Below are 26,171 nucleotides of genomic sequence, written 5' to 3'. Positions count from 1 at the left end.
ATGGTTACGGCTGCGTCTGGAACTTACGCGGTGAGGGTGAGTTCTGGGGCCGTTGACGGGGCCCCGCGGACCCACGTGTACCACCCGCGGTGGGCGATGTTGTGGGACGAGTTGAGGTCGGCGTGCTCAACGAAGCCGCAGACCCGGCACGCGAACACGGCCTGGGAGGGCCGGTTCGAACGTGCGGTGTGGTGGCACTGGGAGCATTCCTGGCTGGTGTAGGCCGGATCGACGTACACGACCGGTACCCCGGCCTTCTTCGCCTTGTAGGCGATGAAGGCTCCGAGCTGGGCGAACGGCCAGGAGTGCAGCGTGGCGCGTTGGGGCTTTCCGTTCTCCCGCTTCCGGTTGATGCGGCGGCCTGCGTGCCGGGTGCCGTCACAGGTGACGGCGATGTTCACGATGCCCAGGTCCACGCCGAGGAACCCGTTCGGGTGGGTGTTGAGGGCGGCTTCGTCGATGTCGCAGGTGGCGATCAGGTACCAGGTGCCGTCCTGGCACACCAGGTCGGACTCACCCTTGCGGTGTGCGGCCAGGAAGGCGAGCTGCTCGGCCTGTCCGGTGAAGGCCACACCCTTCATCCGGCCGGTGGTGGTCCAGATCGACACCGTGCGCGCCTGGTGCTGCCAGGACAGCATCCGGTCGTCGTAGGGCTGGGCGGCTGTGGGGCGGAAGGTGACCGGCTTTCCCGCGGCGCGGGTGTGGCGCCGGGTGCCAGGTCGTCCGTAGCGGCCAGCGCGGAGGTTGGCGTTCAGGGTGGTGTAGGCGTCGCAGGTCTTCTTGATCGCGTGCTGGGCGGCCTGCGCACCCAGACCCCACCGCGCGCGGATCTCGGTATAGGTGTGCTTGCGCAGTTCCAGCGGACGGCGTGCCTTCTTGTCGAAGGCGACGTGTGCGGCCCAGGTGGCGGCCTCGTTGCAGGCGTGCAGGGTCGCCTCAAGTGCCTTCGCCTGTACGGGCGTCGGCAGGAGTTTCACCCGCACCACCAGCTTCATGACACCGAACGCTAGACGGACTGTCACACAAACGTGTCGCCTTCCAGAGCGACACCCCCGTGCCAGCGATCTCCAGAACATGTGTACGGCTGCCAACGGGCTTGGTCCGGCTCCGTCGGCGCGAAACCCGGACACTCCGCGTCGCAGCCGCCGGATGCGATTCCTCCCGGGCGTGAACGCCTGGGGTTCCTCGCAAGAATCAGGCTGAAGCCCGTGGTGGGCGCGGACACGGTCGCCTCGTGGTTCGCGCGGATCGGCACGGTCGCGTACCAGGGCGTCGAGCCGTCCGACATGACCGCCCGCCTCGCGCAGATCAACGGCGGCCCCGGCCTGCTCTTCAAGTCCCCGGACCGCGTGATCGCCACGGTCACCTTCGACTTCGACGCGCGGGGGCGCATCACGGCCATCCACAACGTCGCCAACCCGGAGAAGCTGCAAGCCGTGACAAGCGGCACTCCGTACGACCTGGGCGCGTGAGCCTGCGGTGCGGCCGACGTTTCGACGATCCCTCGATCCCGCTTGACCTCGAGCAAAGTTGAGGAACCAGGGTAGTCCCATGACCACTTCGGACAGCACCCTGGTTCTCTTCCGCAACACGATGCGGATCACCGACGGACACCTCGCGGAGTTCCGTGACGCGATCGCCCGCGCCGTGGACTTCGTGGAGCGGCACGGACCGCAGCTGATGGTGCAGACGTTCATCGACGAGGAACGGATGCTGGCGCACAGCTTCCAGCTCTACGCGGACTCGGACGCGGTCCGCACGCACTGGAAGCTCTCCGATCCCTACATCCGCGAGGTCATGGAGCACTGCACGGTGGAGGGCTTCGAGGTCTTCGGCACACCGGACGCGGACGTGACCGACGGCATCCGCGCGGCGGTGACGGCCCCGGCCACTCTCACCTTCACGCCACACATCGCGGGATTCGTACGCTTCGGCCCGGACGCCTCGCGGCATGACGCCAGGCCCCGTACCTCGGACAGCTGAGGAGCCCGCCTCCGTCCGGCGGTGCTGCGGATGCGGGGATGTGGGGGACCGGACCACCGTGGCAGGGACGTCCACGAAAGGGAGCCCATGCTTCTCCGCTGTGCCCTGGCAGCATCGAGCCTCGTCGTCCTCGGCCTCGTGTCGGCGGCCCCCGCGTCCGCCGCCCCGGCCGAGCCCAACCCGTGCACGGCCGAACCCGCCGTACGTCTGAGCATCGGCATCGGCCGTGACGACGACGCACCGCAAGAGCTGATGCCGCTCTACGTGAAGACCCTGACGGGCAAGACGATCACGCTCTGCGTGCTGCCCTCCGACACGATCGACACCGCGAAGGCGAAGATCCAGGACGCCGAGGGCATCCCGCCGGACCAGCAGCGCCTCATCTACGCGGGCAAGCAACTGGAGGACGGCCGCACCCTGGCCGACTACAACATCCAGGCCGAGAGCACCCTCCACCTCGTGCTCCGCCTGTGACCGCACCGCACACGGAAACGACCGAGGCCCGGTCTGCGTCTCCGCAGACCGGGCCTCGGTCATTCAGGGTGAGTGACGGGACTTGAACCCGCGGCCACCTGGACCACAACCAGGTGCTCTACCAACTGAGCTACACCCACCATGTCCGGTCGTTTTTCCGACCGGCCGAGAAAAAGTGTACAGGGTCCGAGAGGGTGCTCGCTCCCACCTTTTTCCCGGGCGGATCATGGGCCCTTCAGGGGGCCGTCAGGACTCCTCCGCAGGCAGGACGTACTTCGCCGCGATGGTGCGCGCCGTCTCGGAGTCCGGTCCGGGCTGCGGGACGAAGATCGCCTCGCGGTAGTAGCGCAGCTCCGCGATGGATTCGCGGATGTCGGCGAGCGCCCGGTGGTTGCCGTTCTTCTCCGGGCTGTTGAAGTACGCCCGCGGGTACCAGCGCCGCGACAGCTCCTTGATCGAGGAGACGTCGACGATCCGGTAGTGGAGGTAGTCCTCCAGGGTCGGCATGTCGCGGAGCAGGAAGCCGCGGTCGGTGCCGACCGAGTTTCCGCACAGCGGGGCCTTGCCGGCGTCCTTGACGTGCTCACGTACATACGCGAGCACCTGCTCCTCGGCGTCCGCGAGCGTCGTGCCGCCCGCGAGCTCGTCGAGGAGGCCCGAGGCGGTGTGCATCTGGCGCACCACCTCGGGCATCGTCTCCAGCGCGGCGTCCGGCGGGCGGATCACGATGTCCACACCTTCGCCGAGCACGTTCAGTTCCGAGTCGGTGACCAGTGCGGCCACCTCGATGAGTGCGTCGTCCGTCAGCGAGAGCCCGGTCATCTCGCAGTCGATCCACACCATGCGATCGTTCATGCCCATCACCCTACGGGGCGCTCCCGCTGACCGGGCAGCGTCGAGCGTCCCGATGTGCCGGAAGCGCCCGGGGCATAGGCGTCCGAGCCGGGTTTGCCCGGCTCGGTGCCCCGGTCGGCCGGCAGCGAAGCCGACGGCTGGCCCTGCGCGGCGGCCGCGGCCGTCCGCCGGGACTGCGCCGGGATCGGGCCGTCCGCCACCTCGACCGCGCGCTCGCTCTGCGACGCAGGCCGCCGTGCCCGGTAGGCCGCCCGGTACGCGGCGGGCGAGGACCCCAGCTGGCGCCGGAAGTGCCCGCGCAGCGCGACCGGCGAGCGGAAGCCGCAGCGGCCCGCTACCTCGTCGACCGAGTAGTCGGAGGTCTCCAGGAGCCGCTGGGCCTGCAGGACACGCTGCGTGATCAGCCATTGCAGCGGTGCCGAGCCGGTCAGGGAGCGGAAGCGGCGGTCGAAGGTGCGGCGTGACATGTACGCACGGGCCGCGAGCGTTTCGACGTCGAACTGTTCGTGGAGGTGCTCCAGTGCCCAGGAGACCACCTCGGCGAGCGGGTCCGCGCCGATCTCCTCCGGTAAAGACCTGTCGAGGTAGCGCTCCTGACCGCCGGAGCGGCGCGGCGGCACGACCAGACGGCGGGCCAGGGCCCCGGCCGCCTCGGTTCCGTGGTCGCTGCGCACGATGTGCAGACACAGGTCGATTCCGGCCGCGGTGCCGGCCGAGGTCAGGACGTCGCCGTCGTCCACGAAGAGCTCGCGCGGATCGACGTGCACCGATGGGTAGCGCTTGGCCAGCGTCGGCGCGTACATCCAGTGGGTGGTCGCGGGCCGGCCGTCGAGGAGTCCGGCGGCGGCGAGCACGAAGGCGCCGGTGCACAGGCCGACGATCCGCGCGCCTTCTTCGTGCGCGCGACGCAGCGCGTCCAGGGCGTTCTGCGGCGGCGGCGCGGTGATCGAGCGCCAGGCCGGAACCACCACGGTGCCGGCCCGGGCGATCGCCTCCAGGCCGTACGGAGCGGTGAGTTCGAGCCCGCCGGTGGTGCGCAGCGGTCCGTCCTCGCCCGCGCAGACCAGCAGGCGGTAGCGGGGCACGCCCGCGTCCTGGCGGTCGACGCCGAAAACGGACAGGGGAATGGAACTCTCGAAGATGGGCCCGCCGCTGAACAACAGCACGGCGACGATTTCCCTGCGCCGACGCCCGGAGAGCTTGCGGCTCGTCTCCGGTGCGGCGGAGTCGTGGCTCATGGCGCTAAGCCCCCCTCGGTGGTTGCGGCACCCCTTGCATGTCGGCGTCCTGCTTTGCCGCAGCGTCGCTCCTGCACGTTTCCCCTCGCAACGAGTCCCCCGCCTGGACGGTCAAGATCGAATCTACTGTGTCCGGTGGTGCCGGCGTGACCAGTTCACCAGCTACTGCATTGTCGACAAGGCAACTTGGCGTGAAGCATTCGATCACGAAGCGTTGCACTCCCGGGCGTTGCTGGGAAGTGCGCCTTGCGCCCGTGGCCGGTCCACATAGGGTGCGCAGGGCCCCGAAAGGCCTTTTTCCGCTGGTGGTACGGGGGTTGGGAAGCCCACACCGCAACCCATCGGCCCGCCCGGGACTTTGGCCGAAAAGCGATGGGGGCGTACGGCGGTTTCCAGTCGGCGCCCGGCGTGAATCAGCCGCCGTGCCGCCCGCCCCTGCGAGCCCCCGCCCCGGGCCGCCCGTGCCGGGCGCGGACGACGACGTGCCGCTCCGCGCAAAGCCGCGCGGTCCCGCGCTCCGAGCGGTGCAGCAGCGCCCGGCAGACGCCGGTCACGACGGCCAGACCGAGCGCGGCGACGGCCGCGCCCGCGAGCGACGTCCCGTAGGCGACGAGGACCACCGGCACCAGGAGGCAGCTGAACGCCGCCCACCTCACCACGTCCTCCACCGAGTGTGCCGATGTGACCCGTGGGGCCTCTGTCAGCCATGGGGTCGGTGGTGTGGAAGGAGCGGGTGGTGCGGGCGGGGTGCGGCGGCGTCGGCCGCGTGCGGGGTCGGGCGGCGGGGCGACTGCGGGCACGGCGGGCTCCCTCGGGCTGCGGCGTCGCCCGTTCAACGCGCGGCCGGGCAGCCGGTCACTGGGGTTGCAGGGCCGCGCATGGAGGTGTGTACGAGTCCGGGCGAAAAGCTGTAGGAGACAGGGACCATTGCCATACGGGACACGCTCATGCATGCTCACGGAACGCCGTGGGACCCCCTGCGGGACCTGGGCAGGAGAGGAGTGTCGCCGTACCCTTGGGGTATACGGATTGGGAAGATGATTCCCGGACACTGCTCCGTGACCGCCTTCCGCCGACCCTGCACCTCCCCACCTCCGTAAGCCGTCCCTCTCCTTCGAGGATTCATTTTCAGAGACGCCGATGGCCGGTCACGAATTTCCCGAACCCGCGCCCCGTAAGCGCCAGATCGAGCGCCAGGTCGCCGATCCCGCGGACCTCGCAGGCGAGCCCGTCGCCGCGGAAGAGCTCCGCAAGTCCTGTGATCCCGCGTTCCGGCACGGTGTCGTCGTCGGCTTCGACGGCTCGACCTCCAGTGAGCGCGCCCTCGCGTACGCCATCGGTATGGCCCGTCGTTCGTCCTCGGCGCTGATCATCGTGCATGTCGCCAACCGGCTGCCCACCACGGTGTGGGCGGGCTGCGAACCCCCGGTCTTCGTGGACGTCCCCGATCACCGCACCGAGGTGCTGGGACTCGAACTCGCCTGCGCCGACTATCTGTCGGAGGTCTCCTGGATCCTCGTCGAGCGCGGCGGGGACATCTGCCACGAACTCGAAGAGGTCGGCCGGGAGTACGAGGCGGACGCCATCGTCGTCGGCTCCACACATGGCCTCGTGGGCCGGATCTTCGGCTCGGTGGCGGGACGGCTCGCCAAGCGCGCGCAGCGCCCCGTCGTCGTCATTCCTTAGCGCCCGCCGCGACGCCCGTCGTTGCCATTCCGTAACTCCCCGTTGTCCCAGGTGAGATGGGATCTGGGAACCGTCAACTCCCCCTTGACGCCGCATAAATCTACTGCCCGGTAGAGGTGGTTTGTGCCCTTGTGAAGGGTACATAAAGGTTGCTGGCTCAACTGCACGGCCCAGCACCACGCAGTACCACAACTGCACGTCGAAGGGAGCCCGCCGTGGACAACGAAGTCTCCGCGGGAAGCAGCACCACTACCACCCTCGGCCACCTCGCGCTCGGTGTGACCCTGCTGGCCTTCGGCCTCGGGCACACGGACGTGATCGACGGCGTGACGGCGGCGGACGCGATGTCCATCGCCACCTACGTCGGTGGCATCGCGCTGTTCATCGCCGGCCTGCTCGCGTTCCGCGACCGCGACGCCTTCACGGGCACCGCGTTCGCCGGTCTCGGCGCCTTCTGGTTCACCTGGGGCACCGCGGACGCCGAAGTATCCACCAATGCCGCAGGGCTCTTCCTGCTGCTCTTCGCTCTGCTCGCACTCAGCCTGACTCTCGGGGCAGCCGGCGGCGGTCTGCTCGGGCAGGGCATGTACGGGCTGACCTTCCTCTCCCTCCTCCTTCTGGCCATCGCGTCCTTCGGTGAGACCGAAGCGCTCGCGAAGGTCGGCGGCTGGGCAGGCGTCGCCGCGGGTGCGGTCGCCTGGTACGGCGCCACGGCGGCCCTCGCCAAGTGGCCCGCACTCACCGGACGCGCTGCCGGCCGGGGGGTGACGGCCACCGGCTGAGCAGCCAACGGGCCGGAGTAATGGGCGACTTCGGCCTCCACGAGAACGACCCCCTGTGCGCTGGTGGCACACACAGGGGGTCGTTCGCGTTCGTACGGAAGAGACTTACTCGACCGTGACCGACTTCGCCAGGTTGCGCGGCTTGTCGATGTCCCGGCCCAGGGCAAGTGCCGTGTGGTACGCGAAGATCTGGAGCGGGATGCCCATCAGGATCGAGTCCAGCTCGGGCTCGTTCTTCGGGACCACGATGGTGTGGTCGGCCTTCTCCTGCTCCTGGTGCGCGACCGCGAGGATCTGGCCGCTGCGGGCCTTGATCTCCTCCAGGGCGGCGCGGTTCTTCTCGAGCAGATCGTCGTCCGGGATGATCGCGACGGTCGGCAGCGAGGGCTCGATCAGCGCGAGCGGACCGTGCTTCAGCTCCGAGGCCGGGTACGCCTCGGCGTGGATGTACGAGATCTCCTTCAGCTTCAGCGAAGCCTCGAGCGCGACCGGGTAGCCACGGACACGGCCGATGAACATCATCGACTTGGCGTCCGCGTACCGCTTCGCGAGCTTCTTGATCTCGTCCTCCTGCTTGAGGATCTCCTGGATCTGGCCGGGCAGGCGGCGCAGACCCTCGATGACCCGCTTGCCGTCCGCGACCGACAGGTCGCGGATACGGCCCAGGTGCAGGGCGAGCAGGGCGAACGCGGTGACCGTGTTCGTGAAGCACTTGGTGGAGACCACGCAGACCTCGGGCCCGGCGTGCACGTACACACCGCCGTCGGTCTCACGGGCGATCGCGGAGCCGACCACGTTCACGACGCCGAGGACACGGGCGCCCTTGCGCTTGAGCTCCTGGACGGCCGCGAGCACGTCGTAGGTCTCACCGGACTGCGAGACCGCGATGTACAGGGTGTCGGGGTCCACGACCGGGTTGCGGTAGCGGAACTCGGAGGCCGGCTCGGCGTCCGCGGGGATGCGGGCGAGCTCCTCGATCAGACCCGCGCCGATGAGGCCCGCGTGGTAGCTCGTACCGCAGCCGAGGATCTTGATGCGGCGGATCGTACGGGCCTCGCGCGCGTCCAGGTTGAGGCCGCCCAGGTGCACGGTGGAGAAGCGGTCGTCGATACGGCCGCGCAGCACGCGGTCGACCGCGTCGGGCTGCTCGCTGATCTCCTTGTGCATGTACGTGTCGTGGCCGCCCATGTCGTACGACTCGGCCTCCCACTCGACGGTGGTCGGGTTCGCGGTCGTCCGGGTGCCGGAGGTCGTGTACGTACGGAAGTCGTCGGCCTTGATCGTGGCCATCTCACCGTCGTCGAGCGTGACGACCTGGCGGGTGTGCGAGACGAGCGCGGCCACGTCGGAGGCGACGAACATCTCCTTCTCGCCGATGCCGAGGACGACCGGGGAGCCGTTGCGGGCGACGACGATGCGGTCGCTGAAGTCGGCGTGCAGGACGGCGATGCCGTACGTGCCCTCGATGAGGCGCAGGGCCTCGCGGACCTTCTCCTCCAGGGTGTCGGCCTGGGAGCGGGCGACGAGGTGGACGAGCACCTCGGTGTCGGTCTCGGAGAGGAACTCGACGCCGTCCGCGGTCAGCTTGGCGCGCAGGTCGTCGGCGTTGTCGATGATGCCGTTGTGGACGACCGCGACCTTGTTGTCCCCGGACATGTGCGGGTGCGCGTTCTCGTCGGAGGGTGCGCCGTGGGTGGCCCAGCGGGTGTGGGCGATACCGGTCGTGCCCTTGAAGCGGGCGGGGACCTTGGCTTCGAGGTCGCGGACGCGGCCCTTCGCCTTGACCATCTTCAGGCCCGCGGCCTTGGGCCCGGTGATGACGACGCCGGCCGAGTCGTAGCCGCGGTACTCGAGGCGCTGCAGGCCTTCGAGGAGGAGGGGAGCTACGTCTCGTTTGCCGATATAACCGACGATTCCGCACATATTTGGTCCTTAAGGGTTTCTGGCTCTCGGTCTAGCCGTAGACGATGCGGCGCAGCTGGCGGAGGGAGAGCTCCGGGGGTGCGACCGCGCGGTAGGTCAGGTCCGCCGAGATCTGTTCGAAGATCGCCGCGTTCACCAGGCCCTGACTCTGGAGTTCGCGGTGGCGGCGACGGACGAACGCTTCTGTCGTCTCGTCGAAGTAGGCGAGCACGTCCTGGATCACCCGCAGTGCCTCGCCCCGCTGAAGCGGGGTGCTGCGCGTGAGGTGATCAACGAGGTCGTCGTGCATTCGCAAGATCCTGGGGGATCGGGGCCGTGTTCGCAAGAAATCTGCCCGGTTTCGGGCAGGGGTTGGAGTTTTCCCCGCGTCGAACGCTCCTGAAACCGGGTCGATGCCTACATACGACGCAAAACAGCCTGCTTGGCCATCGTGAACTCGTCGTCCGTGAGGATTCCGGCCTGGTAAAGTTCACCCAGTTCGCGCAGGCGGCGCAGGAGCGCGTCGTGGTCGTCGGCCGGCGGGGCCGATGCCGCGGCGAGCGCCTTCGGCTGGTCGGCCGTGGCGGGCTCCGAGGCCGGATGGGGGAGCCGGGCCTGCACGGCCGCGGCGATCAGGGACATCAGCGGGTCCTTCTTGAAGCCCCACAGCTCGATCGCGTTCGGGTCGTACTTCGGCGGCGCCTTCGTCGAGGAGTTCCTCACCTTGAAGCGGAGATAGCCGTTCTCCAGGCCGGCCGACGGCTGCCACTCGACGGACTCGATGTCGTCCAGGGCGAGGGTGCGGGTGCCGGCGGCGGCCTTCGCCTCCTCCGTGTTCCACTTCCACTCCAGGCGTACGCGCTCGCCGTCGAAGCTCGCGGTGCCGTCGCCGGCGCTCACCGAGATCGGCACGGGCGGCCCGGCGAGCAGATAGGCGGTGCACGGGTCCGTCGGCACCTGTTCCAGCAGATGCGCGTTGCGCACCTCGTCCACGAAGTACTCGGCGACGCCGTAGCGGTCCGACTCCACCGTCAGCTGATACGGGTCCGCCGAGTCGGCCAGCTTGCCGCCCGTGACGTGGGTCAGCGGATCGGAGCCCTCGCGCAGGCGCAGCCTGAGGCGGCCCTGCTTCTTGCCGTGCTCGAAGGAGATGCCCGCCAACGCCTGTACGGGGACCTCCAGTTCACCCAGCGTCTTGCGGAGCAGCCCGACGTTCTTGTCGTGTCCGGGGACGAGCCGGAGCGTGTCGCCGTCGAAGGTCCAGGTCCCGTCGCGCTGGATGATTTCCGCCATGCCATTGATTCTGCATCAGCCCCCGGTCCGGCTGTCCGGCGCTGCGGGAGTCGGTCGGCGGCGGCTGCCGGAGCCGGCCGGCGGCGGGCTCTCCAAGTGGTCTACACCTTGACCGCTCGAGTGGGGCGCGGTACGCATGGTGACCGTTCGACTGCGCACAGGACTGGACCACACCCCATTCGGGACTCGAAGGGAAACAGACTTGTGAGACAGCAATGGACAACTCCCCGGCTGCTCGGCTCGCTGCTGCTCGTGGCGGCCGTCGGCATCTCCTGCGTCGGGGCCGCCCCGGCCGGCGAGGCGAAGGCGGCGTCCGGCGTCGTGCCGCTCGGCCAGGTGATCCCGGCACCCGCCGAGGTCGAGCCCGGCGGATCACCGTACGAGATCACCTCCCGCACCCGGATCCGCGTGGAAGAGGGCTCCCGCGAGGCGCGCCGGATCGGGGAGCAGCTGGCCGGCGTGCTGCGGCCGTCCACGGGCTACCGGCTGCCGGTCACCGACGAGGGCGGCGGCGACGGGATCCGGCTCGAACTCTCGGGCAAGGCGAAGGAGTTGGGGGCGGAGGGCTATCGGTTCGCGTCGGGCCGGCGCGGGGTCACCATCACCGCCAAGGAGCCCGCGGGTCTGTTCCACGGCGTGCAGACGCTGCGCCAGCAGCTGCCGCCGCGGATCGAGTCGGACAGCAGGCAGGAGGGCCCTTGGCAGGTCGCCGGCGGACGGATCGAGGACACCCCGCGGTTCGCGTACCGCGGGGCGATGCTCGATGTGTCCCGGCACTTCTTCACCGTCGAACAGGTCAAGCGCTACATCGACCAGATGGCGATGTACAAGGTCAACAAGCTGCATCTGCACATCAGCGACGACCAGGGCTGGCGCATCGCCATCGACTCCTGGCCGCGGCTCGCCGAGTACGGCGGGTCCACGCAGGTGGGCGGCGGGCCCGGCGGCTACTACACCAAGGACCAGTACAAGGACATCGTGCGCTACGCCTCCGAGCGCTATCTGGAGGTGATCCCGGAGATCGACATGCCGGGGCACACCAACGCGGCCCTCGCCTCGTACGCCGAGCTGAACTGCAACGGTGTCGCACCGCCGCTGTACACCGGCACGAACGTCGGCTTCAGCTCCCTGTGCGTGCCCAAGGAGATCACGTACGACTTCGTGGACGATGTGATCCGTGAGATCGCGGCCCTCACGCCGGGCCGCTACCTCCACATCGGCGGCGACGAGGCGCACTCGACGCCGCACGAGGACTACGTGACGTTCATGGACCGGGTGCAGCCGGTCGTCGCCAAGTACGGCAAGACCGTGATGGGCTGGCACCAGCTGACCGGGGCGAACCCGGCCGAGGGTGCGATCGCCCAGTACTGGGGCTACGACCAGACCGGGCAGGCGGAGCGCGACCAGGTCGTGGCGGCGGCGAAGAAGGGCACCAAGCTGGTGCTCTCGCCGGCGGACCGCTCGTACCTGGACATGAAGTACAACAAGGACACCCCGCTGGGGCTCGCCTGGGCGGGGCTCGTCGAGGTGGACCGGTCGTACGACTGGGACCCGGGCACGTATCTGGCCGGGGCGCCGGAATCCTCGATCTTCGGGGTGGAGGCGCCGCTGTGGTCCGAGACGATCTCGACGAGCAAGCACATCGAGTTCATGGCGTTCCCGCGGCTGCCGGGGATCGCGGAGCTCGGCTGGTCGCCCGCGTCCACGCATGACTGGGAGGCGTACAAGGTCAGGCTCGCGGCGCACGGGCCGCGCTGGGACGCCCTCGGGATGGACTACTACAAGTCGGCGAAGGTGCCCTGGCCGGCGAGCTGAGCAGCGCACAGGGCTGAGCACCGCACAGAGCTGCGCACCGCACAGAGCTGCGCACCGCACACAGCTGCGCACCGCGCACATGCCGGCGCCCCGGGAGGACCGTCTCCCGGGGCGCCGGACTTCTGTGGGGGTCAGTCCTCTTCGGTGACCCCTGCGGCCGCCTCGTCGCGCAGGTTGTCCTCGCTGGCACCCTTGCGCCAGTAGCCGGTGAAGCTGACCGAACGGCGGTCGTAGCCGCGGTCGTTGATCAGGTGGCGGCGGATCAGCTTCATCGCGCCGGCCTCGCCCGCGAGCCAGATGTACGGGGCCCCGTCGGGCAGGTCGGAGGCGGCACGGATCGCTTCGAGGGCGTCGGCGCCGGTCTCGCGTGCGAGCCAGGTCGCCTTCAGGTCCGCCGCCGTCTCCAGCGTCAACTCGTCGGCTGCGTACGGGACTTCGAAGAACGCACGGACCGGGAGACCGGCCGGCAGCGTCTCCAGGATCGCCGAGGCGGCCGGAAGCGCCGTCTCGTCCGCCCACAGGAGCACCCAGGGTGCCTCGGCAGGCAGCTTGAAGCGCACACCCGTGTTGTCGGCGTCGGCCGGGCCGAGCATCTTCACGCGGTCGCCGGGCGCGGCCTTCTCGGCCCAGACGCAGGCCGGTCCGCCGTCCTCGTGCAGCGCGAAGTCGATGTCGACCTCGCCCGCCTCGGGACGCTGGGCGCGCACCGTGTACGAGCGCATGATCGCGCGCTCGTCGTCGGGCATCGACCGGTACGCCATGTACCAGGCACCCGGCTCCTGCGCGGGCGGGAGCACCGGCTCGGACTGGCCCGGCTGCGGCAGGAACAGCGAGCAGGACTGGTCGAGGCCGCCCGAGCGGAAGCCGGCCAGGCCTGCGTCCTCGCCGTATCCGACGAAGGTGACGCGCGCCATCGACGGCGACAGACGCTCGGTCCGTATGACCTCGAGCCCGAAGAGACCAAAGGTCACTTGGCCACCTTCTTCGCGTCCTCGATCGCCTTCGCCAGGTCCTCCAGGATCGGGGTGCACTTCGCGTACGAGTAGATCGGCTCGGTCACGCGCGGGATGACCTGACCGGCCTTGACCGCCGGGAGCTGCTTCCAGGTCGGCTTGGACTTGTCCAGGTCGGCCGGCTGCAGGGTGCCCGTGCGGTTGTCCATCATGATCACGTCGGCCTTGTACTTGTCGACGTTCTCCCAGGAGAGCTCCTCGAAGAAGCCCTGCGCGTTGACCTTCGGCTGCACGAACTCCACGCCCAGCGACTCGAAGTACGCGGTGTCCGCGGCCGTCTTGGGCAGCGTGACGTAGAAGAGGTCGGCGGAGCCCGAGCCGACCATGACCTTGATGCCGGGGTTGGCCTTGGTGGCCGCGCGCAGCCGGGCCGCGGCCTTCTCGAAGGCGGCCTTGGCGTCGGTGACCTTCTTGGCGGAGGTGTCCGCGCCGAGCGCCTTGGCGAGGTCCACGCGGCGGGCGAGCGCCTTGTCCATGGTGGTCTCGGCGGCCCACAGGTAGACCGAGGGGACCTTCAGCTGCAGGATCTTCTTCTCGGCGCCGGTGCCGGAGATGTACCAGCCCTGGTCCTTGATCCACATGTCGGTGACCAGGAGGTCGGGGTTCAGGGCGGCGTACTGCTCGACGCTGAACTTGTCCCAGGCGTTGCCGAGGATCTCGACCTTGCTGATGTCCATGTCGCCGGCCTGGACGTCCGGCTTGCCGTCGGCGGTCTTGGTCGGGCCGAAGACGCCCTTGACCTGGATGCCGTAGTCGTAGAGCGCGGCGGCGGTGCCGGTGAAGGCGACGATGTTCGCCGGGATCTTGTCCGCCTTCACCGCGGTGCCGCGGTCGTCCGTGAAGGAGAAGGGGCCGGAGTCGGCCGCCTGCGTGGAGCCGCCGTCCTTCTTCGAGCCCTTGTCGTCACCGCAGGCGACGAGCAGGGCGCCGAGACCGGCCGCGCCGCCTGCGGCGAGCAGGCCACGGCGGGAGAGCTGGGGCAAGCGGGACTTGGACATGTGGTTCTGCCTTCTCGGGGACGGGCGGCGAGCGGACCGCAGTTCGACTGTGGATCTCGAACGTTAGGCTAACCTAACCTAAGGTCCGCTCCCGCCCGGCCCCCGCCGGGATCAGCCCACCAGGCCGAGCTCCCGCGCGATCAGCATCCGCTGCACCTCGCTCGTGCCCTCGCCGATCTCCAGGATCTTGGAGTCGCGCCACATGCGGGCCACCGGGAACTCGTTCATGAAGCCGTAGCCGCCGTGGATCTGCGTGGCCTCGCGCGCGTTGTCCACGGCGATCGTCGAGGAGTAGAGCTTGGCGAGCGCCGCCTCCTTCTTGAAGGACTCCCCGTGCACGAGCCGCGAGGCCGCGTCGCGCCAGGCGAGGCGGGCCGTGTGCGCCTTCATCTCCATGTCGGCGAGCTTGAACTGGATGGCCTGGTTGGCGCCGATCGGCTTGCCGAACGCGTGCCGCTCCTTGGCGTACTTCACCGACTCGTCCACACAGCCCTGCGCGAGCCCGGTCGCGAGCGCCGAGATGGCGATCCGGCCCTCGTCGAGGATGCGCAGGAACTGGGCGTATCCGCGGCCGAGTTCACCGAGCAGGTTGGCGCGCGGGACGCGGACGTCGGCGAAGGAGAGCTCGCGGGTGTCCGAGGCGTTCCAGCCGACTTTCGAGTACGGGGCGGCCACCGTGAAGCCCGGGGTGCCGGAGGGCACGATGATGGAGCTGATCTGCGGCTTCCCGGATTCGCTGCGGCCCGTCACGGCCGTCACGGTGACCAGACCGGTGATGTCCGTACCGGAGTTGGTGATGAAGCACTTGGAGCCGTTGATCACCCACTGGTCGGTGGCCTCGTCGAGCACGGCCGTCGTACGGGTGCCGCCCGCGTCCGAGCCCGCGCCCGGTTCGGTCAGGCCGAAGGCGCCGAGCATCTCGCCGCTGCACAGCTTGGGCAGCCACTGCCGCTTCTGCTCCTCGGTTCCGTACAGGTGGAGCGGCATCGCGCCGAGCGAGACACCGGCCTCCAGGGTGATCGCGACGGAGGAGTCGACGCGGGCCAGCTCCTCCAGGGCGATCCCGAGCGCCAGGTAGTCGCCGCCCATCCCGCCGTACTCCTCGGGGAAGGGCAGTCCGAACAGGCCCATACGGCCCATCTCGCGGACGATCTCGTAAGGGAATTCATGCCGCTCGTAGAAGTCGCCGATCTTCGGCGCGACGACGTCGTGCGCGAACTCCTCGACGGTGCGGCGGAGTTCCTCGTGTTCGGCGGAGAGCCGGTGGTCCAGGGTCATCCCTGTTCAACTCCTTGTGGGAGGGCGGGTCACTCCGTGGGGGAGAGCGCGCGGACGGTGCGGGAGGGGCTGGGACGGCCCAGCTGTTCGGCCAGCCACACGCTTGTGGCGGTGAGCGCGGCCAAGTCGACCCCGGTCTCGATGCCGAGGCCGTCGAGCATCCACACGAGATCCTCGGTGGCGAGATTGCCGGTGGCGCTCTTCGCGTACGGGCAGCCGCCGAGGCCGCCCGCGGACGCGTCCACCGTGGTGACGCCGCGTTGGAGCGCGGCGAGGGTGTTGGAGAGCGCCTGGCCGTACGTGTCGTGGAAGTGCACGCCGATGGTGTCGGTGGGCACGCCTTCGTCGTTGAGCGCGGAGAGCAGCGCCTGCACGTGGCCCGGGGTGGCCACGCCGATGGTGTCGCCGAGGCTCAGCTCGTCGCAGCCGAGGTCGAGCAACGCCTTGGCCGTGGCGACGACTTGGGGGACCGGGACGGCGCCTTCCCAGGGGTCGCCGAAGCACATGGAGAGGTACCCGCGGACGTGCACCTTCGCGTCCTTGGCGCGGGTGACGACCGGCTCGAACATGGCGAGCGATTCGGCGACCGTGCGGTTGAGGTTCTTCTGCGCGAAGGTCTCGGTGGCCGAACCGAACACGGCGATACGGCGGGCGCCGAGGTCGAGGGCGCGGTCGAGGCCGCGCTCATTGGGCACGAGGACGGGCAGATGGACGCCCTCGATGTCGCTCACCTGCGGGAACAGGGCCTCCGCGTCGGCCAGTTGAGGCACCCACTTGGGGTGCACGAAGCTGGTGGCCTCGATGGTGGTGAGGCCGGAGGCGGCGAGGCGGCGGATGAACTCCGCCTTCACCTCGGTCGGCACGGTCGCCTTCTCGTTCTGCAGCCCGTCGCGCGCGCCGACCTCGTGGATGCGGACGCGGGGCGGGAGGCCCTGGGCCGGGACGACCATGGGCAGGGCTGAGGTCATGACGCCTCCTCGGTCTCGTGGGGGGTGACCACGGCGAGGATCTGGTCCATCGCCACGGTCGTACCGGGGGTGACGTCGAGCTCGGCGACGATGCCGGCGTGCGGGGCGGCGATGACGTGCTCCATCTTCATCGCCTCGACGACGAGCAGGGACTGGCCCGCCGCGACCTCGTCGCCGACGGCCGCCTTGACCACGGTCACCGTGCCGGGCATGGGTGCGGCGAGGGTGTCGGCGCCCGCGTGGGCGGCGCCCGTCAGGGAGGCCTCCACCGGGTCGTACGTCTGGACGTGCCAGGCGTCGCCGTCGCGGCCGAGCCAGTCGCCCGCGTACGTGAACGTGTGGGTCATGCCGTCGAGTTCGAGCGTGAGGCGGCCCTCGGTGCGGTCGATGAGACGGCTGCGCGGGGCGAGGGCCACCGGGTCCTGGCCGGGCACCTTCATGTGGTGCGTGACCGGTGCCGTCGAGCCGCCCATGCGCCAGCCGTTGGGCACGGTGAACGGGTCGGTCCAGCCGGTCCCGGTGGGCTCCAAGGCGGCCTGCCGCAGCAGCGCCGCCGCCTCGTACGCCTCGTCCGGTACAGAGGAGTCGATGAGCCCGTCGACCTCGCGCTCCACGAGCCCGGTGTCCAACTCGCCCGCCACGACGGCCGGATGGGCGAGCAGCCGCCGCAGGAAGCCTGCGTTGGTCTGCACCCCGAGCGTCACCGTGTCCGCGAGCGCCACCCGCAGCTTGCGCAGGGCGGAGGCGCGGTCCGGTCCGTACGCGATGACCTTGGACAGCATCGGGTCGTACAGGCTCCCGACCTCCGTGCCCTCGGACAGGCCCGAGTCGGTCCGTACGCCGTCGCCTTGCGGTTCGTGCAGCGCGAGCACCGTGCCGCCGGACGGGAGGAAGCCGCGGGCCCCCGCTTTAATGGACACAGTCTCGGCGCAGATGCGCGCCTCGACCGCGTGCCCGGTGAGCGTGATGTCCTTCTGTGCGAACGGGAGTTGCTCGCCGGACGCGACCCTGACCTGCCACTCCACCAGGTCGATCCCCGTGATCAGCTCGGTGACGGGGTGCTCGACCTGGAGGCGCGTATTCATCTCCATGAAGTAGTACGAGGACGGATCGCCGCCCGGCACGATGAACTCGACCGTACCCGCGCCCGCGTAGCCGCAGGAGCGCGCGGCCTGCACGGCCGCCTCGCCCATCGCGGCCCGGATCTCCTCGTCGAGCAGGACGCTGGGCGCCTCCTCGATGATCTTCTGGTGGCGGCGCTGCAGCGAGCACTCGCGCTCGCCGAGGTGCACCACATTGCCGTGCCCGTCGGCGAGCACCTGGATCTCGATGTGCCGGGGCCGGTCCACCCAGCGCTCCACGAGCAGGGTGTCGTCGCCGAAGGAGGCCCGTGCCTCGCGCCGGGCCGCGGCGATCTCGTCGTTCAGGACCGCGGCGTCCCGTACGAGCCGCATGCCCTTGCCGCCGCCGCCCGCGGAGGGCTTCAGGAGCACGGGCATCCCGATCTCCCTTGCGGCGTCCGCGAGTTGGGCGTCGGTGAGCCCGCTGCCCGAGGAGCCGGGCACGACCGGGACACCGGCCGCCTTCACCGTCTCCTTGGCGCGGATCTTGTCGCCCATCAGGTCGATCGCGGAGGCGGGCGGTCCGATGAAGACCAGACCGGCGTCCGCGCAGGCCTGCGCGAAGCCCGCGTTCTCCGCGAGGAATCCATAGCCGGGGTGCACCGCCTGGGCGCCGGTCCGCCGGGCCGCCTCGATCAGGACGTCCACGCGCAGATACGACTCGGACGCGGCGGGCGGACCGATCCGTACCGCCGTATCGGCCTCCCGTACGTGACGGGCCTCGGCGTCGGCGTCGCTGTACACGGCGACCGAGCGGATCCCGAGGGCGCGCAGACTGCGGATCACGCGGACGGCGATCTCGCCGCGGTTGGCCACAAGCACGGTGTTGAACATCGTCATCTCAGCCATCTCGTGTTCGCCCCTCACATCCGGAAGACGCCGAACTCGGGGTCACCGAGCGGGGCGTGGGCGCAGGCGGTCAGGGCCAGTCCGAGGACCTGGCGGGTTTCGAGCGGGTCGATCACACCGTCGTCCCAGAGGCGGGCGGTCGCGTAGTAAGCATTCCCCTGGGATTCGTACTGCTCCCTGATCGGGGCCTTGAAGGTGTCCTCGTCCTCGGCCGACCACTCCTCGCCGCGGCCCTCCAACTGCTCGCGCTTGACGGTGGCGAGGACGGAGGCGGCCTGTTCGCCGCCCATGACCGAGATCTTGGCGTTGGGCCACATCCACATGAAGCGGGGGGAGTAGGCCCGGCCGCACATCGAGTAGTTGCCCGCGCCGTACGAGCCGCCGACCACGACCGTCAGCTTCGGGACGCGGGTGCAGGCCACGGCCGTCACCATCTTGGCGCCGTGCTTGGCGATGCCGCCCGCCTCGTAGTCCCGGCCGACCATGAAGCCGGAGATGTTCTGCAGGAAGAGCAGCGGGATGCCGCGCTGGTCGCACAGCTCGATGAAGTGCGCGCCCTTCTGGGCGGATTCGGAGAACAGGATGCCGTTGTTCGCGACGATCCCGACGGGGTGGCCGTGGATCCGCGCGAACCCGGTCACGAGGGTCGTGCCGAACTCGGACTTGAACTCCTGGAAGCGGGAGCCGTCGACGATCCGCGCGATGACCTCGCGTACGTCATAGGGGGTGCGGGAGTCGACGGGCACGGCCCCGTACAGCCCGTACGGATCGACCTTCGGCTCCTCGGCGGGCTCCAACGACCAGGGGAACGGGCCGGGTTCGGGCAGCGTCGAGACGATGTTGCGGACGATGCGCAGGGCGTGCGCGTCGTCCTCGGCGAGGTGGTCGGTGACCCCGGACGTACGGGAGTGGACCTCGCCGCCGCCCAGTTCCTCGGCCGTGACGACCTCGCCGGTCGCGGCCTTCACCAGCGGGGGGCCGCCGAGGAAGATCGTGCCCTGGTTGCGGACGATCACGGCCTCGTCGCTCATCGCGGGGACATACGCGCCGCCGGCGGTGCAGGAGCCCATGACCGCGGCGATCTGGGGGATGCCGGCGCCGGACATGCGGGCCTGGTTGTAGAAGATCCGCCCGAAGTGCTCGCGGTCGGGGAAGACCTCGTCCTGCATCGGCAGGAAGGCGCCGCCGGAGTCGACCAGGTACACGCAGGGGAGGCGGTTCTCCAGGGCCACGGCCTGGGCCCTGAGGTGCTTCTTCACCGTCATCGGGTAGTACGTGCCGCCCTTGACGGTGGCGTCATTGGCGACGACCACGCAGGTGCGGCCGCTGACCCGGCCGATCCCGGCGATCACTCCGGCGGCCGGGGCGTCCCCGCCGTACAGACCGTCGGCGGCGAGCGGGGCCAGCTCCAGGAAGGGGGAGCCCGGGTCGAGCAGCCCGTCGACGCGGTCGCGGGGCAGGAGCTTGCCGCGGGCGACATGGCGGGCGCGGGCCTTCTCGCCGCCGCCGAGGCGGGCCGCGGCCAGCTTGGTCCGCAGCTCCTCGACGAGGGCGCGGTGTGCCGCCTCGTTCGACCGCCAGGCCTCGGACGCCGGGTCGGCGCCGCTGCCCAGTACGGGTGCCTGCTGCATCGTGGTGAGCCCCCTTGCTCTGTCCATGAGCTGCTCGGTTAATGAGCGTTAACCCATTTCCGCCAGGTTAACGAGCGCTAACCGCGCTGTCTACAATGACTTCATGACCAGTGGCTTCGGACGGGTGGACGCGCGATGACGACGACGACCGCGGGTGCGACCCGCCGTGAGCAGATCCTCAAGGAGGCGGCGCGCCTTTTCGCCGAGCGCGGGTTCCACGGGGTCGGTGTCGACGAGATAGGGGCCGCGGTCGGGATCAGCGGGCCCGGCCTGTACCGGCACTTCGCGGGCAAGGACGCGATGCTGGCCGAGCTGCTCGTGGGGATCAGTGAGCAGCTCCTGACGGGCGGCAAGCGCCGCGTCTCCGAGGTGGAGGGCACGCCCTCCGAGCTCCTGGACTCGCTGATCGAGGGCCATATCGACTTCGCCCTCGACGACCGCCCGCTGATCACCCTGCACGACCGCGAGCTCGACCGCCTGCGCGACAGCGACCGCAAGCTGGTGCGCCAGCTGCAGCGGCAGTACGTGGAGCTGTGGGTCGAGGTCGTACGGAAGGTCTACCCGTCCCTGTCCGAGGCGGACGCCCGCGCCTCGGTCCACGCCGTCTTCGGCCTCCTCAACTCCACCCCGCACCTGAGCCGCCCGGGCGCGCTGCCGGGGCGCACGGCGATGGCGGCGCTGCTGCACCGGATGGCGCGGGGGGCGTTCGCGGCGGCGGCTGTGTAAGGCCGGCCCCGCCGAACCCGGTCATCCGCCTGCCGAGGCCTGCCGCCGAAGCCGAACCCGGTTGCCGAGCGCGCCACGGCTCGTCGATCCTGTGGCCTCGACACGAGGCAGGAGGACGTAGGCGCATGGGGCTGATTCTGTTTCCGGGGGACGGTGACACGACCAGCCCCGATTCCTCCTGGTCCTGCACCGGCTTCGATGCCTTCCGGCGGCGCCTGGCCGAAGCGGAGGGCTTCGCGGCGGCGACGACCTCTCGCCTGCCGAGTGCGCGGCGATCCTGCCCCGCTTGAGCGCCCCCCCCCGTGTGCGTGACACACATCTCTGGACGCACAGACCAACTGGCCGGTAACCTGAGCAAGCGCTTAGCCAGGGTGCGGCCTTCAACGACTGTGGGCGCGCCACCACACGTAAAGGAGACCTCCGTGCGCCGCACCGTATTCACCGAGGACCACGAAGCGTTCCGCGAGACCATCCGCGCGTTCATCGAGAACGAGGTCGTCCCGGTCTACGACGAGTGGTACGCCGCGGGCCAGGCCCCCCGCGAGTTCTACTACAAGCTCGGTGAGCTGGGCGTCTTCGGTATCCGCGTACCGGAGGAGTACGGCGGCGCCGGCATCGAGTCGCACAAGTACGAGGCCGTCATGTACGAGGAGACCGCCCGCGCCGGCGTCTCCTTCGGCGGCTCCGGTGTGCACGTGCTCCTCGGCCTCCCGTACATCGAGATGCTCGCCACCGACGAGCAGAAGAAGCGCTACCTGCCGAAGTTCGTCTCCGGCGAGGAGATGTGGGCGCTCGCGATGACCGAGCCGGGCACCGGCTCCGACGTCGCCGGCATGAAGACCACCGCGAAGCTCAACGAGGCCGGTACGCACTACGTCCTCAACGGCGCCAAGACCTTCATCACCGGCGGTGTGCACGCCGACCGCGTGATCGTCTGCGCCCGTACCTCCGCCCCGCGCGAGGACGACCGCCGCTTCGGCATCTCGCTGTTCGCCGTCGACACCAAGTCCGCCGGCTACTCGATCGGCCGCAAGCTCGACAAGCTGGGCCTGAAGACCTCCGACACCGCCGAGCTGGCGTTCGTCGACGTCGAGGTCCCGGTCGAGGACCTCCTCGGCGAGGAGAACAAGGGCTTCTACTACCTCGGCAAGAACCTCGCGAGCGAGCGCTGGGGCATCGCCTTCGGCGCGTACGCGCAGGCCAAGGCCGCGGTGCGGTTCGCCAAGGAGTACGTCCAGGAGCGCACCGTCTTCGGCAAGCCCGTGGCGTCCTTCCAGAACACCAAGTTCGAACTGGCCGCCTGCCAGGCCGAGGTGGACGCGGCCGAGGCCGTCGTCGACCGCGCGCTCGAGGCCCTGGACCAGGGCGAGCTGACCGCCGCCGAGGCCGCATCGGCGAAGCTGTTCGCCACCGAGGTCGCCCACCGCGTGATCGACCGCTGCCTGCAGCTGCACGGCGGCTACGGCTTCATGAACGAGTACCCGATCGCCCGCCTGTACGCGGACAACCGCGTCAACCGGATCTACGGCGGCACCAGCGAGGTCATGAAGACGATCATCGCGAAGGACATGGGCCTCTGAGGCTCCGAGGCCGGTCGCTTTGAACGACGAACTGCAGGGCCTGCTCGATCTGCTCGACTTGGAGCGGATCGAGCAGGACTATTTCCGCGGCCAGTCGCAGTCCGCGCTCGTGCCCAGGGTCTTCGGCGGGCAGGTCGCCGCCCAGGCCCTGGTCGCGGCGGGCCGCACCGTGCCCGAAGGGCGCGACGCCCACTCGCTGCACGCGTACTTCCTGCGCACCGGCGATCCCGGCGCGCCCATCGTCTACGAGGTCGACCGCATCCGCGACGGCCGCTCCTTCACCACGCGCCGGGTCGTCGCGGTCCAGCACGGCAAGCCGATCTTCCACCTCTCGGCCTCCTTCCAGGCGTACGAGGAAGGCCTCGAGCACCAGGCGGCGATGCCGGCCGCGCCCGATCCGGAGACGCTGCCGACCGCGGCCGAGATGCTGCCGCGGTACGCGGACAGCTTCGTGGATCCGCGGACCGTGCAGCGCATGATCAAGGCGCGCGGGGCGGTGGATCTGCGCTACGTGGACGCGCCGCCCTTCGGCACCGTGGGCGAGCCGCGCGAGCCGCGCTCGCAGGTGTGGTTCCGCGCGAACGGCAAGCTCGGCGACGATCCGCTGCTCCATGTCTGCCTGGCCACATACGTGTCGGACATGACGCTGCTCGACTCGGTCCTGCTCGCGCACGGCCGCGGCGGCTGGGCGGTCGGCGACGTGGTCGGGGCGTCCCTGGACCACGCGATGTGGTTCCACCGCCCGTTCCGCGCGGACGAATGGCTCCTCTACGACCAGGAGTCCCCCTCGTCCTCCGGCGGCCGCGGCCTCGGCCAGGCCCGCATCTACACGCAGGACGGCCGGCTCGCGATCTCCGTGATCCAGGAGGGCGTGGTCCGGGTACCCCGCTGAAACCTTTAGCCCCATTTCAGCCCCTGCGGCGCTTGAGCAGATCCGAACGAAGTTCGGACGCAGGGTCTGGGGCGAAGCCCCAGTTTCGGGAAGGGGCGGGGTGGGGGAAGAAAACGCCTGAACGCGACGTCCACATCGCACACCACCCCGTACCGGGCATAACGTCGCTCCATGAGCGAGCTGGAGTCCACCGGACAGTCGGACGAGTCCGTCGGGACAGTGATCGTCGCCGTTCTCACGAACCTCGGGATCGCCGTGGCCAAAGCGGTCGGCGGAGTCATCAGCGGTTCCAGCGCGATGCTCTCCGAGGCCGCGCACTCGCTGGCCGACACTGTCACCGAGGTGATGCTGCTCGTCTCCCTCAAGAGCAGCGAGAAGCCGGCCGACGAGGAGCACCCGCTCGGCTACGGCGGACGGCGCTACGTCTGGGCGCTGCTCGCGGCCGTCGCCACCTTCGTCGGCGGTGGCGTCTTCGCCGTGTACGACGGGATCCACACGCTCACGCACGGCGAGGAGCCGGGCAATCCGACGATCTCGTATCTCATCCTGGGCGTCGCCTTCCTCCTGGAGGGCTACTCGCTGCTCGTCGCCTGGCGCCAGGTCAAGGGCGAGGCGGCCCGCTTCCACACCCGGATCGGCCGCTATGTGCGCGAGACGCCCGACACCGCGGTGAAGGCGGTGCTCCTGGAGAACATCGCCGCCCTCATCGGCCTCGCACTCGCGGCCGGCGGCCTCCTCGGCGGCCAGCTCACCGGCTCCGGCGTCTACGACGGCGTCGCCTCGATCCTGATCGGCGCGCTCCTGGTGTGGGTGGCGTGGGAGCTGGGCCGCAGCAACGCCGAGCACCTGATCGGGCGCTCGCTGCCGCCGGAGATGCGCGAGCGGGTGCGGGCCGAACTTCTCGCCGTGCCGCATGTGATGGAGATCGTCGAGCTGGTGACGATCGTGCAGGGCCCGGACGAGGTCCTGATCGCGGTCAAGGCCGACTTCCGCGATGTGGCCACGGCGGCGGACGTGGAGTGGGCCTGCGAGGAGGCGGAGCGGCGGCTGCGGGCCCATCTCCCCGCGGTGCGGCGGGTGTTCATCGACCCGACGCCGCCGGTGGCGGCCACGGACTAGGACGACGGACCGGCGGCCGGCGGTCGGTTGAGCAGCAGGTCGGCCGCGCGCCGTACGACCTCCGCGCGGCTGCGCCCGCCGTGGTCGGCCGCGAGGAAGTGCTCGCCGATGGCCACGCAGAAGGCGAGCAGGCTCCGGGCCTCGACCTCGTCGGGGTCGGAGCAGAAGGTGCCGATCATTTCGCGGAGCAGCTCCATGCGCCGGTTGTCGACCCGGCGCAGCCGCTCGGCGACCGCCTCGTCGCGCCGGGCCCAGTCGCGTACCGCCAGGTCGATGGGGAGCAGCCGGTCGTCCGAGAAGGTGAGCGCTCCCGCCCGCTGGATCTTCGTCTTCGGGTCCCCGCCCTCCTCCTCGACCTGCTGGAGCACGTCGTCGGTGCTCTCCCGCTCCCAGGTGTCGAGGATGGCGGTCAGGAGCGCGGCGCGGTCGGTGAAGTAGCCGTAGAAGCCGCCCTTGGTCACCCCGAGACGCTTGGCCAGCACCTCCACCCGTACGGCTTCGGTGCCGCCGTCGGCCAGGGCCCGCATCCCTTCCTCGATCCACCTCTCCCGCGGTGTGCGCGCAGCACCCACTGTGTGTCCCACCTCACCCTGCCGTCGTGCGCTCGGTTATACGCCACCGTATAAAAGGCGCTAGCCTCCATATGTACGCCACCGTATATCGGAGTGGAGGCAGCGATGAGGCTTGCGGACACTGCCCATGGGGACCAGCCGTGGCGCATCCATGAACTGGCGGCGGACTTCCGGCTCGAGGACGTGTGGGCCATCCGCACCCCCGGCGCCGGACCGGAGGACTTTCCGGAGATGCTCGAAGCCATGGAGGCGGCCTTCGAGCCGGCCCGGCAGCCGTGGCCGCTGCGGTTCCTGTTCGCGGTGCGCTTCAAGCTCGGCGCGCTGCTCGGATGGGACAAGGCGGAGTCGGCGCCCGCGGCGCGGGGCGGCTCGCTGCGGGAACGGCTGCCCGACGATCTGCGCGCGACCCTGACCGCCGACGACGTCGTCGCCACCGGCGCGAACGACTTCACCACCCTGTACGCACTGGACCGCGAGTGCGCCCGCGAGATGGCGAATCACACCGCCCACGCGATCATGCACCTCGGCTGGGTACCGGCCGCCGGCGGCGAACACGAGCTGCGGATGGCGGTCCTGGTCAGGCCCAACGGGCGGCTCGGGCGCCTGTACATGGCCGCGATCGGGCCGCTGCGCCACCTCGTGGTGCTGCCCGCGATGACCCGGGTGTGGGAGCGGGCGTGGCGGGAGCGGGCATCGCGGGAAAGGGGCGGGGTGCAGGACGGAAGCGGGGCGAAGGACGGAAGCGGGGCGAAGGACGGAAGCGGGGCACCGGGCGGAAGCGGGACACCGGACGGACCGCGCAAGGTCCGGTCCGCGGTCGGCAGGCGTGCCGTTCCCGCGGAGGCCCAGGCGCTGAGCTCGCTGCCGGATGCCGACTACGCCGACTGGTTCGCCCTCGCCACGGACGCGGCGGGGGATGTCACCGCCGAGCACTGGGCCCGGGCGATGTTCGGCGATGTACCGAGCCGCTCGGAGCGGTTCATCTGGCGCGGGCTGCTCGGACTGCGGCTCGCCGAGGGCCGTTCACCGCGGACCGTGGCGGGCTGGCGGCTCGCCGCGCGGGGCGACGACTGGGTGCGCCTCGAGACGGAGTCGGGCTTCCTGACCGGCAACCTGGTCGTAGGGGCCGCCGACGGGCAGCTGTCCCTGACGACCCTCCTGCGCTATGACCGGCCGCTCGGCCGGCGCATCTGGCCGCCGCTGTCCGCGGTGCACCGGGGCCTGTGCCCCGGGCTGCTGCGCGAGACGGTGGCGAAGGTCGAGGCGGGGCGGCGGGCCTGACGGTACGGCGGCGAAGCGGCGCGCCTGAGGGGGCGCGGTGAAGCCGGTGAACTCGCCCGCGGGGGCGGTGAATTCCACACCCCCGCGACGGGTTCGCCGACGTGGCAATGACGTG

24 protein-coding genes, 1 tRNA gene and 1 pseudogene are annotated in these 26,171 nt (G+C 70.1%); 11 read left to right on the top strand and 15 right to left on the bottom strand.

Features of this window, described 5'->3' with window-relative positions; all coding sequences use genetic code 11:
• Positions 1–23 precede the first annotated feature (23 nt).
• Positions 24–995: an RNA-guided endonuclease InsQ/TnpB family protein gene (locus tag H9Y04_RS31205; protein ID WP_187817450.1), complete on the bottom strand. Its 972-nt coding sequence runs from the start codon at positions 993–995 to the stop codon at positions 24–26.
• A 201-nt stretch (positions 996–1,196) separates the two neighbouring features.
• Here H9Y04_RS31205 and H9Y04_RS31200 point away from each other — a divergent pair.
• From H9Y04_RS31200 to H9Y04_RS46235, 3 genes and pseudogenes are all read left to right on the top strand, one after another.
• Positions 1,197–1,472: pseudogene (locus H9Y04_RS31200) on the top strand (RNA polymerase subunit sigma-24); the annotation flags it as partial.
• A 79-nt stretch (positions 1,473–1,551) separates the two neighbouring features.
• Positions 1,552–1,983, top strand: a complete 432-nt coding sequence (locus tag H9Y04_RS31195) for a hypothetical protein (RefSeq protein WP_187817449.1) — start codon at positions 1,552–1,554, stop codon at positions 1,981–1,983.
• An 87-nt stretch (positions 1,984–2,070) separates the two neighbouring features.
• Complete coding sequence (locus H9Y04_RS46235) at positions 2,071–2,457, top strand: ubiquitin-like protein (protein WP_214661803.1); 387 nt, start codon at positions 2,071–2,073, stop codon at positions 2,455–2,457.
• Between the two features lie 67 nt (positions 2,458–2,524).
• Here H9Y04_RS46235 and H9Y04_RS31185 read toward each other — a convergent pair.
• The 4 genes from H9Y04_RS31185 to H9Y04_RS31170 form a co-directional block, all read right to left on the bottom strand.
• Positions 2,525–2,597, bottom strand: a tRNA-His gene (locus tag H9Y04_RS31185).
• A gap of 106 nt (positions 2,598–2,703) precedes the next feature.
• The gene (orn, locus tag H9Y04_RS31180) at positions 2,704–3,312 is read right to left on the bottom strand and encodes an oligoribonuclease (RefSeq protein ID WP_187817448.1); all 609 of its coding nucleotides are present in this window, start codon (positions 3,310–3,312) and stop codon (positions 2,704–2,706) included.
• Positions 3,313–3,317: 5 nt separating this feature from the next.
• Positions 3,318–4,550, bottom strand: coding sequence for a helix-turn-helix domain-containing protein (locus H9Y04_RS31175; protein ID WP_187817447.1), 1,233 nt, complete (start codon positions 4,548–4,550; stop codon positions 3,318–3,320).
• Positions 4,551–4,963: 413 nt separating this feature from the next.
• Positions 4,964–5,254: a hypothetical protein gene (locus H9Y04_RS31170; RefSeq protein WP_187817561.1), complete on the bottom strand. Its 291-nt coding sequence runs from the start codon at positions 5,252–5,254 to the stop codon at positions 4,964–4,966.
• Between the two features lie 436 nt (positions 5,255–5,690).
• Between H9Y04_RS31170 and H9Y04_RS31165 the strand changes: the two genes are divergently transcribed.
• Positions 5,691–6,236, top strand: a complete 546-nt coding sequence (locus H9Y04_RS31165; protein ID WP_187817446.1) for a universal stress protein — start codon at positions 5,691–5,693, stop codon at positions 6,234–6,236.
• Between the two features lie 215 nt (positions 6,237–6,451).
• The gene (locus H9Y04_RS31160; protein ID WP_187817445.1) at positions 6,452–7,018 is read left to right on the top strand and encodes a GPR1/FUN34/YaaH family transporter; all 567 of its coding nucleotides are present in this window, start codon (positions 6,452–6,454) and stop codon (positions 7,016–7,018) included.
• Positions 7,019–7,123: 105 nt separating this feature from the next.
• Here the strand turns inward: H9Y04_RS31160 and glmS are convergent, their stop codons facing one another.
• The 3 genes from glmS to H9Y04_RS31145 form a co-directional block, all read right to left on the bottom strand.
• Entirely contained in the window at positions 7,124–8,941 is a 1,818-nt protein-coding gene (gene glmS / locus H9Y04_RS31155; protein WP_187817444.1) for a glutamine--fructose-6-phosphate transaminase (isomerizing), read from the bottom strand.
• 31 nt (positions 8,942–8,972) lie between these two features.
• Positions 8,973–9,230, bottom strand: a complete 258-nt coding sequence (locus H9Y04_RS31150) for a hypothetical protein (RefSeq protein WP_187817443.1) — start codon at positions 9,228–9,230, stop codon at positions 8,973–8,975.
• Positions 9,231–9,337: 107 nt separating this feature from the next.
• Positions 9,338–10,213: a DUF4429 domain-containing protein gene (locus tag H9Y04_RS31145; RefSeq protein ID WP_187817442.1), complete on the bottom strand. Its 876-nt coding sequence runs from the start codon at positions 10,211–10,213 to the stop codon at positions 9,338–9,340.
• Positions 10,214–10,417: 204 nt separating this feature from the next.
• Here H9Y04_RS31145 and H9Y04_RS31140 point away from each other — a divergent pair, with 204 nt between their 5' ends.
• Positions 10,418–12,028, top strand: a complete 1,611-nt coding sequence (locus H9Y04_RS31140) for a beta-N-acetylhexosaminidase (protein ID WP_187817441.1) — start codon at positions 10,418–10,420, stop codon at positions 12,026–12,028.
• Positions 12,029–12,159: 131 nt separating this feature from the next.
• On the opposite strand, the gene H9Y04_RS31135 is transcribed toward H9Y04_RS31140, so the two are convergent.
• The 6 genes from H9Y04_RS31135 to H9Y04_RS31110 all read right to left on the bottom strand — a co-directional run bounded on the left by H9Y04_RS31135 (position 12,160) and on the right by H9Y04_RS31110 (position 19,886).
• Positions 12,160–12,999 carry a siderophore-interacting protein gene (locus tag H9Y04_RS31135; RefSeq protein WP_308801251.1) on the bottom strand — a complete coding sequence of 280 codons (840 nt, stop codon included), beginning with the start codon at positions 12,997–12,999 and terminating at the stop codon, positions 12,160–12,162.
• On the bottom strand, positions 12,996–14,039 hold the full coding sequence (locus H9Y04_RS31130) for an ABC transporter substrate-binding protein (RefSeq protein ID WP_187817440.1): 1,044 nt from the start codon (positions 14,037–14,039) through the stop codon (positions 12,996–12,998). Before H9Y04_RS31130 ends, H9Y04_RS31135 begins: the two co-directional genes overlap by 4 nt.
• A 111-nt stretch (positions 14,040–14,150) precedes the next feature.
• Positions 14,151–15,317 (bottom strand): acyl-CoA dehydrogenase family protein, encoded by a 1,167-nt coding sequence (locus H9Y04_RS31125; protein ID WP_187817439.1) that lies wholly within the window; start codon positions 15,315–15,317, stop codon positions 14,151–14,153.
• 29 nt (positions 15,318–15,346) lie between these two features.
• Complete coding sequence (locus H9Y04_RS31120; protein ID WP_187817438.1) at positions 15,347–16,285, bottom strand: hydroxymethylglutaryl-CoA lyase; 939 nt, start codon at positions 16,283–16,285, stop codon at positions 15,347–15,349.
• Positions 16,282–18,246 (bottom strand): ATP-binding protein, encoded by a 1,965-nt coding sequence (locus tag H9Y04_RS31115; protein WP_187817559.1) that lies wholly within the window; start codon positions 18,244–18,246, stop codon positions 16,282–16,284. Before H9Y04_RS31115 ends, H9Y04_RS31120 begins: the two co-directional genes overlap by 4 nt.
• A gap of 23 nt (positions 18,247–18,269) precedes the next feature.
• On the bottom strand, positions 18,270–19,886 hold the full coding sequence (locus H9Y04_RS31110; protein ID WP_187817558.1) for a carboxyl transferase domain-containing protein: 1,617 nt from the start codon (positions 19,884–19,886) through the stop codon (positions 18,270–18,272).
• Between the two features lie 135 nt (positions 19,887–20,021).
• Between H9Y04_RS31110 and H9Y04_RS31105 the strand changes: the two genes are divergently transcribed.
• From H9Y04_RS31105 to H9Y04_RS31090, 4 genes are all read left to right on the top strand, one after another.
• Entirely contained in the window at positions 20,022–20,612 is a 591-nt protein-coding gene (locus tag H9Y04_RS31105) for an SACE_7040 family transcriptional regulator (RefSeq protein WP_187817437.1), read from the top strand.
• 422 nt (positions 20,613–21,034) lie between these two features.
• Positions 21,035–22,192 (top strand): acyl-CoA dehydrogenase family protein, encoded by a 1,158-nt coding sequence (locus H9Y04_RS31100; RefSeq protein ID WP_187817436.1) that lies wholly within the window; start codon positions 21,035–21,037, stop codon positions 22,190–22,192.
• Between the two features lie 19 nt (positions 22,193–22,211).
• Entirely contained in the window at positions 22,212–23,084 is an 873-nt protein-coding gene (tesB, locus tag H9Y04_RS31095) for an acyl-CoA thioesterase II (RefSeq protein ID WP_187817435.1), read from the top strand.
• Between the two features lie 171 nt (positions 23,085–23,255).
• Entirely contained in the window at positions 23,256–24,203 is a 948-nt protein-coding gene (locus H9Y04_RS31090; RefSeq protein ID WP_187817434.1) for a cation diffusion facilitator family transporter, read from the top strand.
• Here the strand turns inward: H9Y04_RS31090 and H9Y04_RS31085 are convergent.
• Positions 24,200–24,775, bottom strand: a complete 576-nt coding sequence (locus tag H9Y04_RS31085) for a TetR/AcrR family transcriptional regulator (protein WP_308801248.1) — start codon at positions 24,773–24,775, stop codon at positions 24,200–24,202. The genes H9Y04_RS31090 and H9Y04_RS31085 overlap by 4 nt on opposite strands.
• 105 nt (positions 24,776–24,880) lie before the next feature.
• Between H9Y04_RS31085 and H9Y04_RS47835 the strand changes: the two genes are divergently transcribed.
• Positions 24,881–26,056 (top strand): DUF2867 domain-containing protein, encoded by a 1,176-nt coding sequence (locus H9Y04_RS47835; protein ID WP_187817433.1) that lies wholly within the window; start codon positions 24,881–24,883, stop codon positions 26,054–26,056.
• Positions 26,057–26,171 lie beyond the last annotated feature (115 nt).

The organism is Streptomyces polyasparticus, assembly GCF_014493765.1.
In the GTDB taxonomy this organism is placed as follows: Bacteria; Actinomycetota; Actinomycetes; order Streptomycetales; family Streptomycetaceae; genus Streptomyces; species Streptomyces polyasparticus.
The sequence above is the reverse complement of the archived record's forward strand: the minus strand, read 5'-3'. Positions and strand labels throughout refer to the sequence as shown.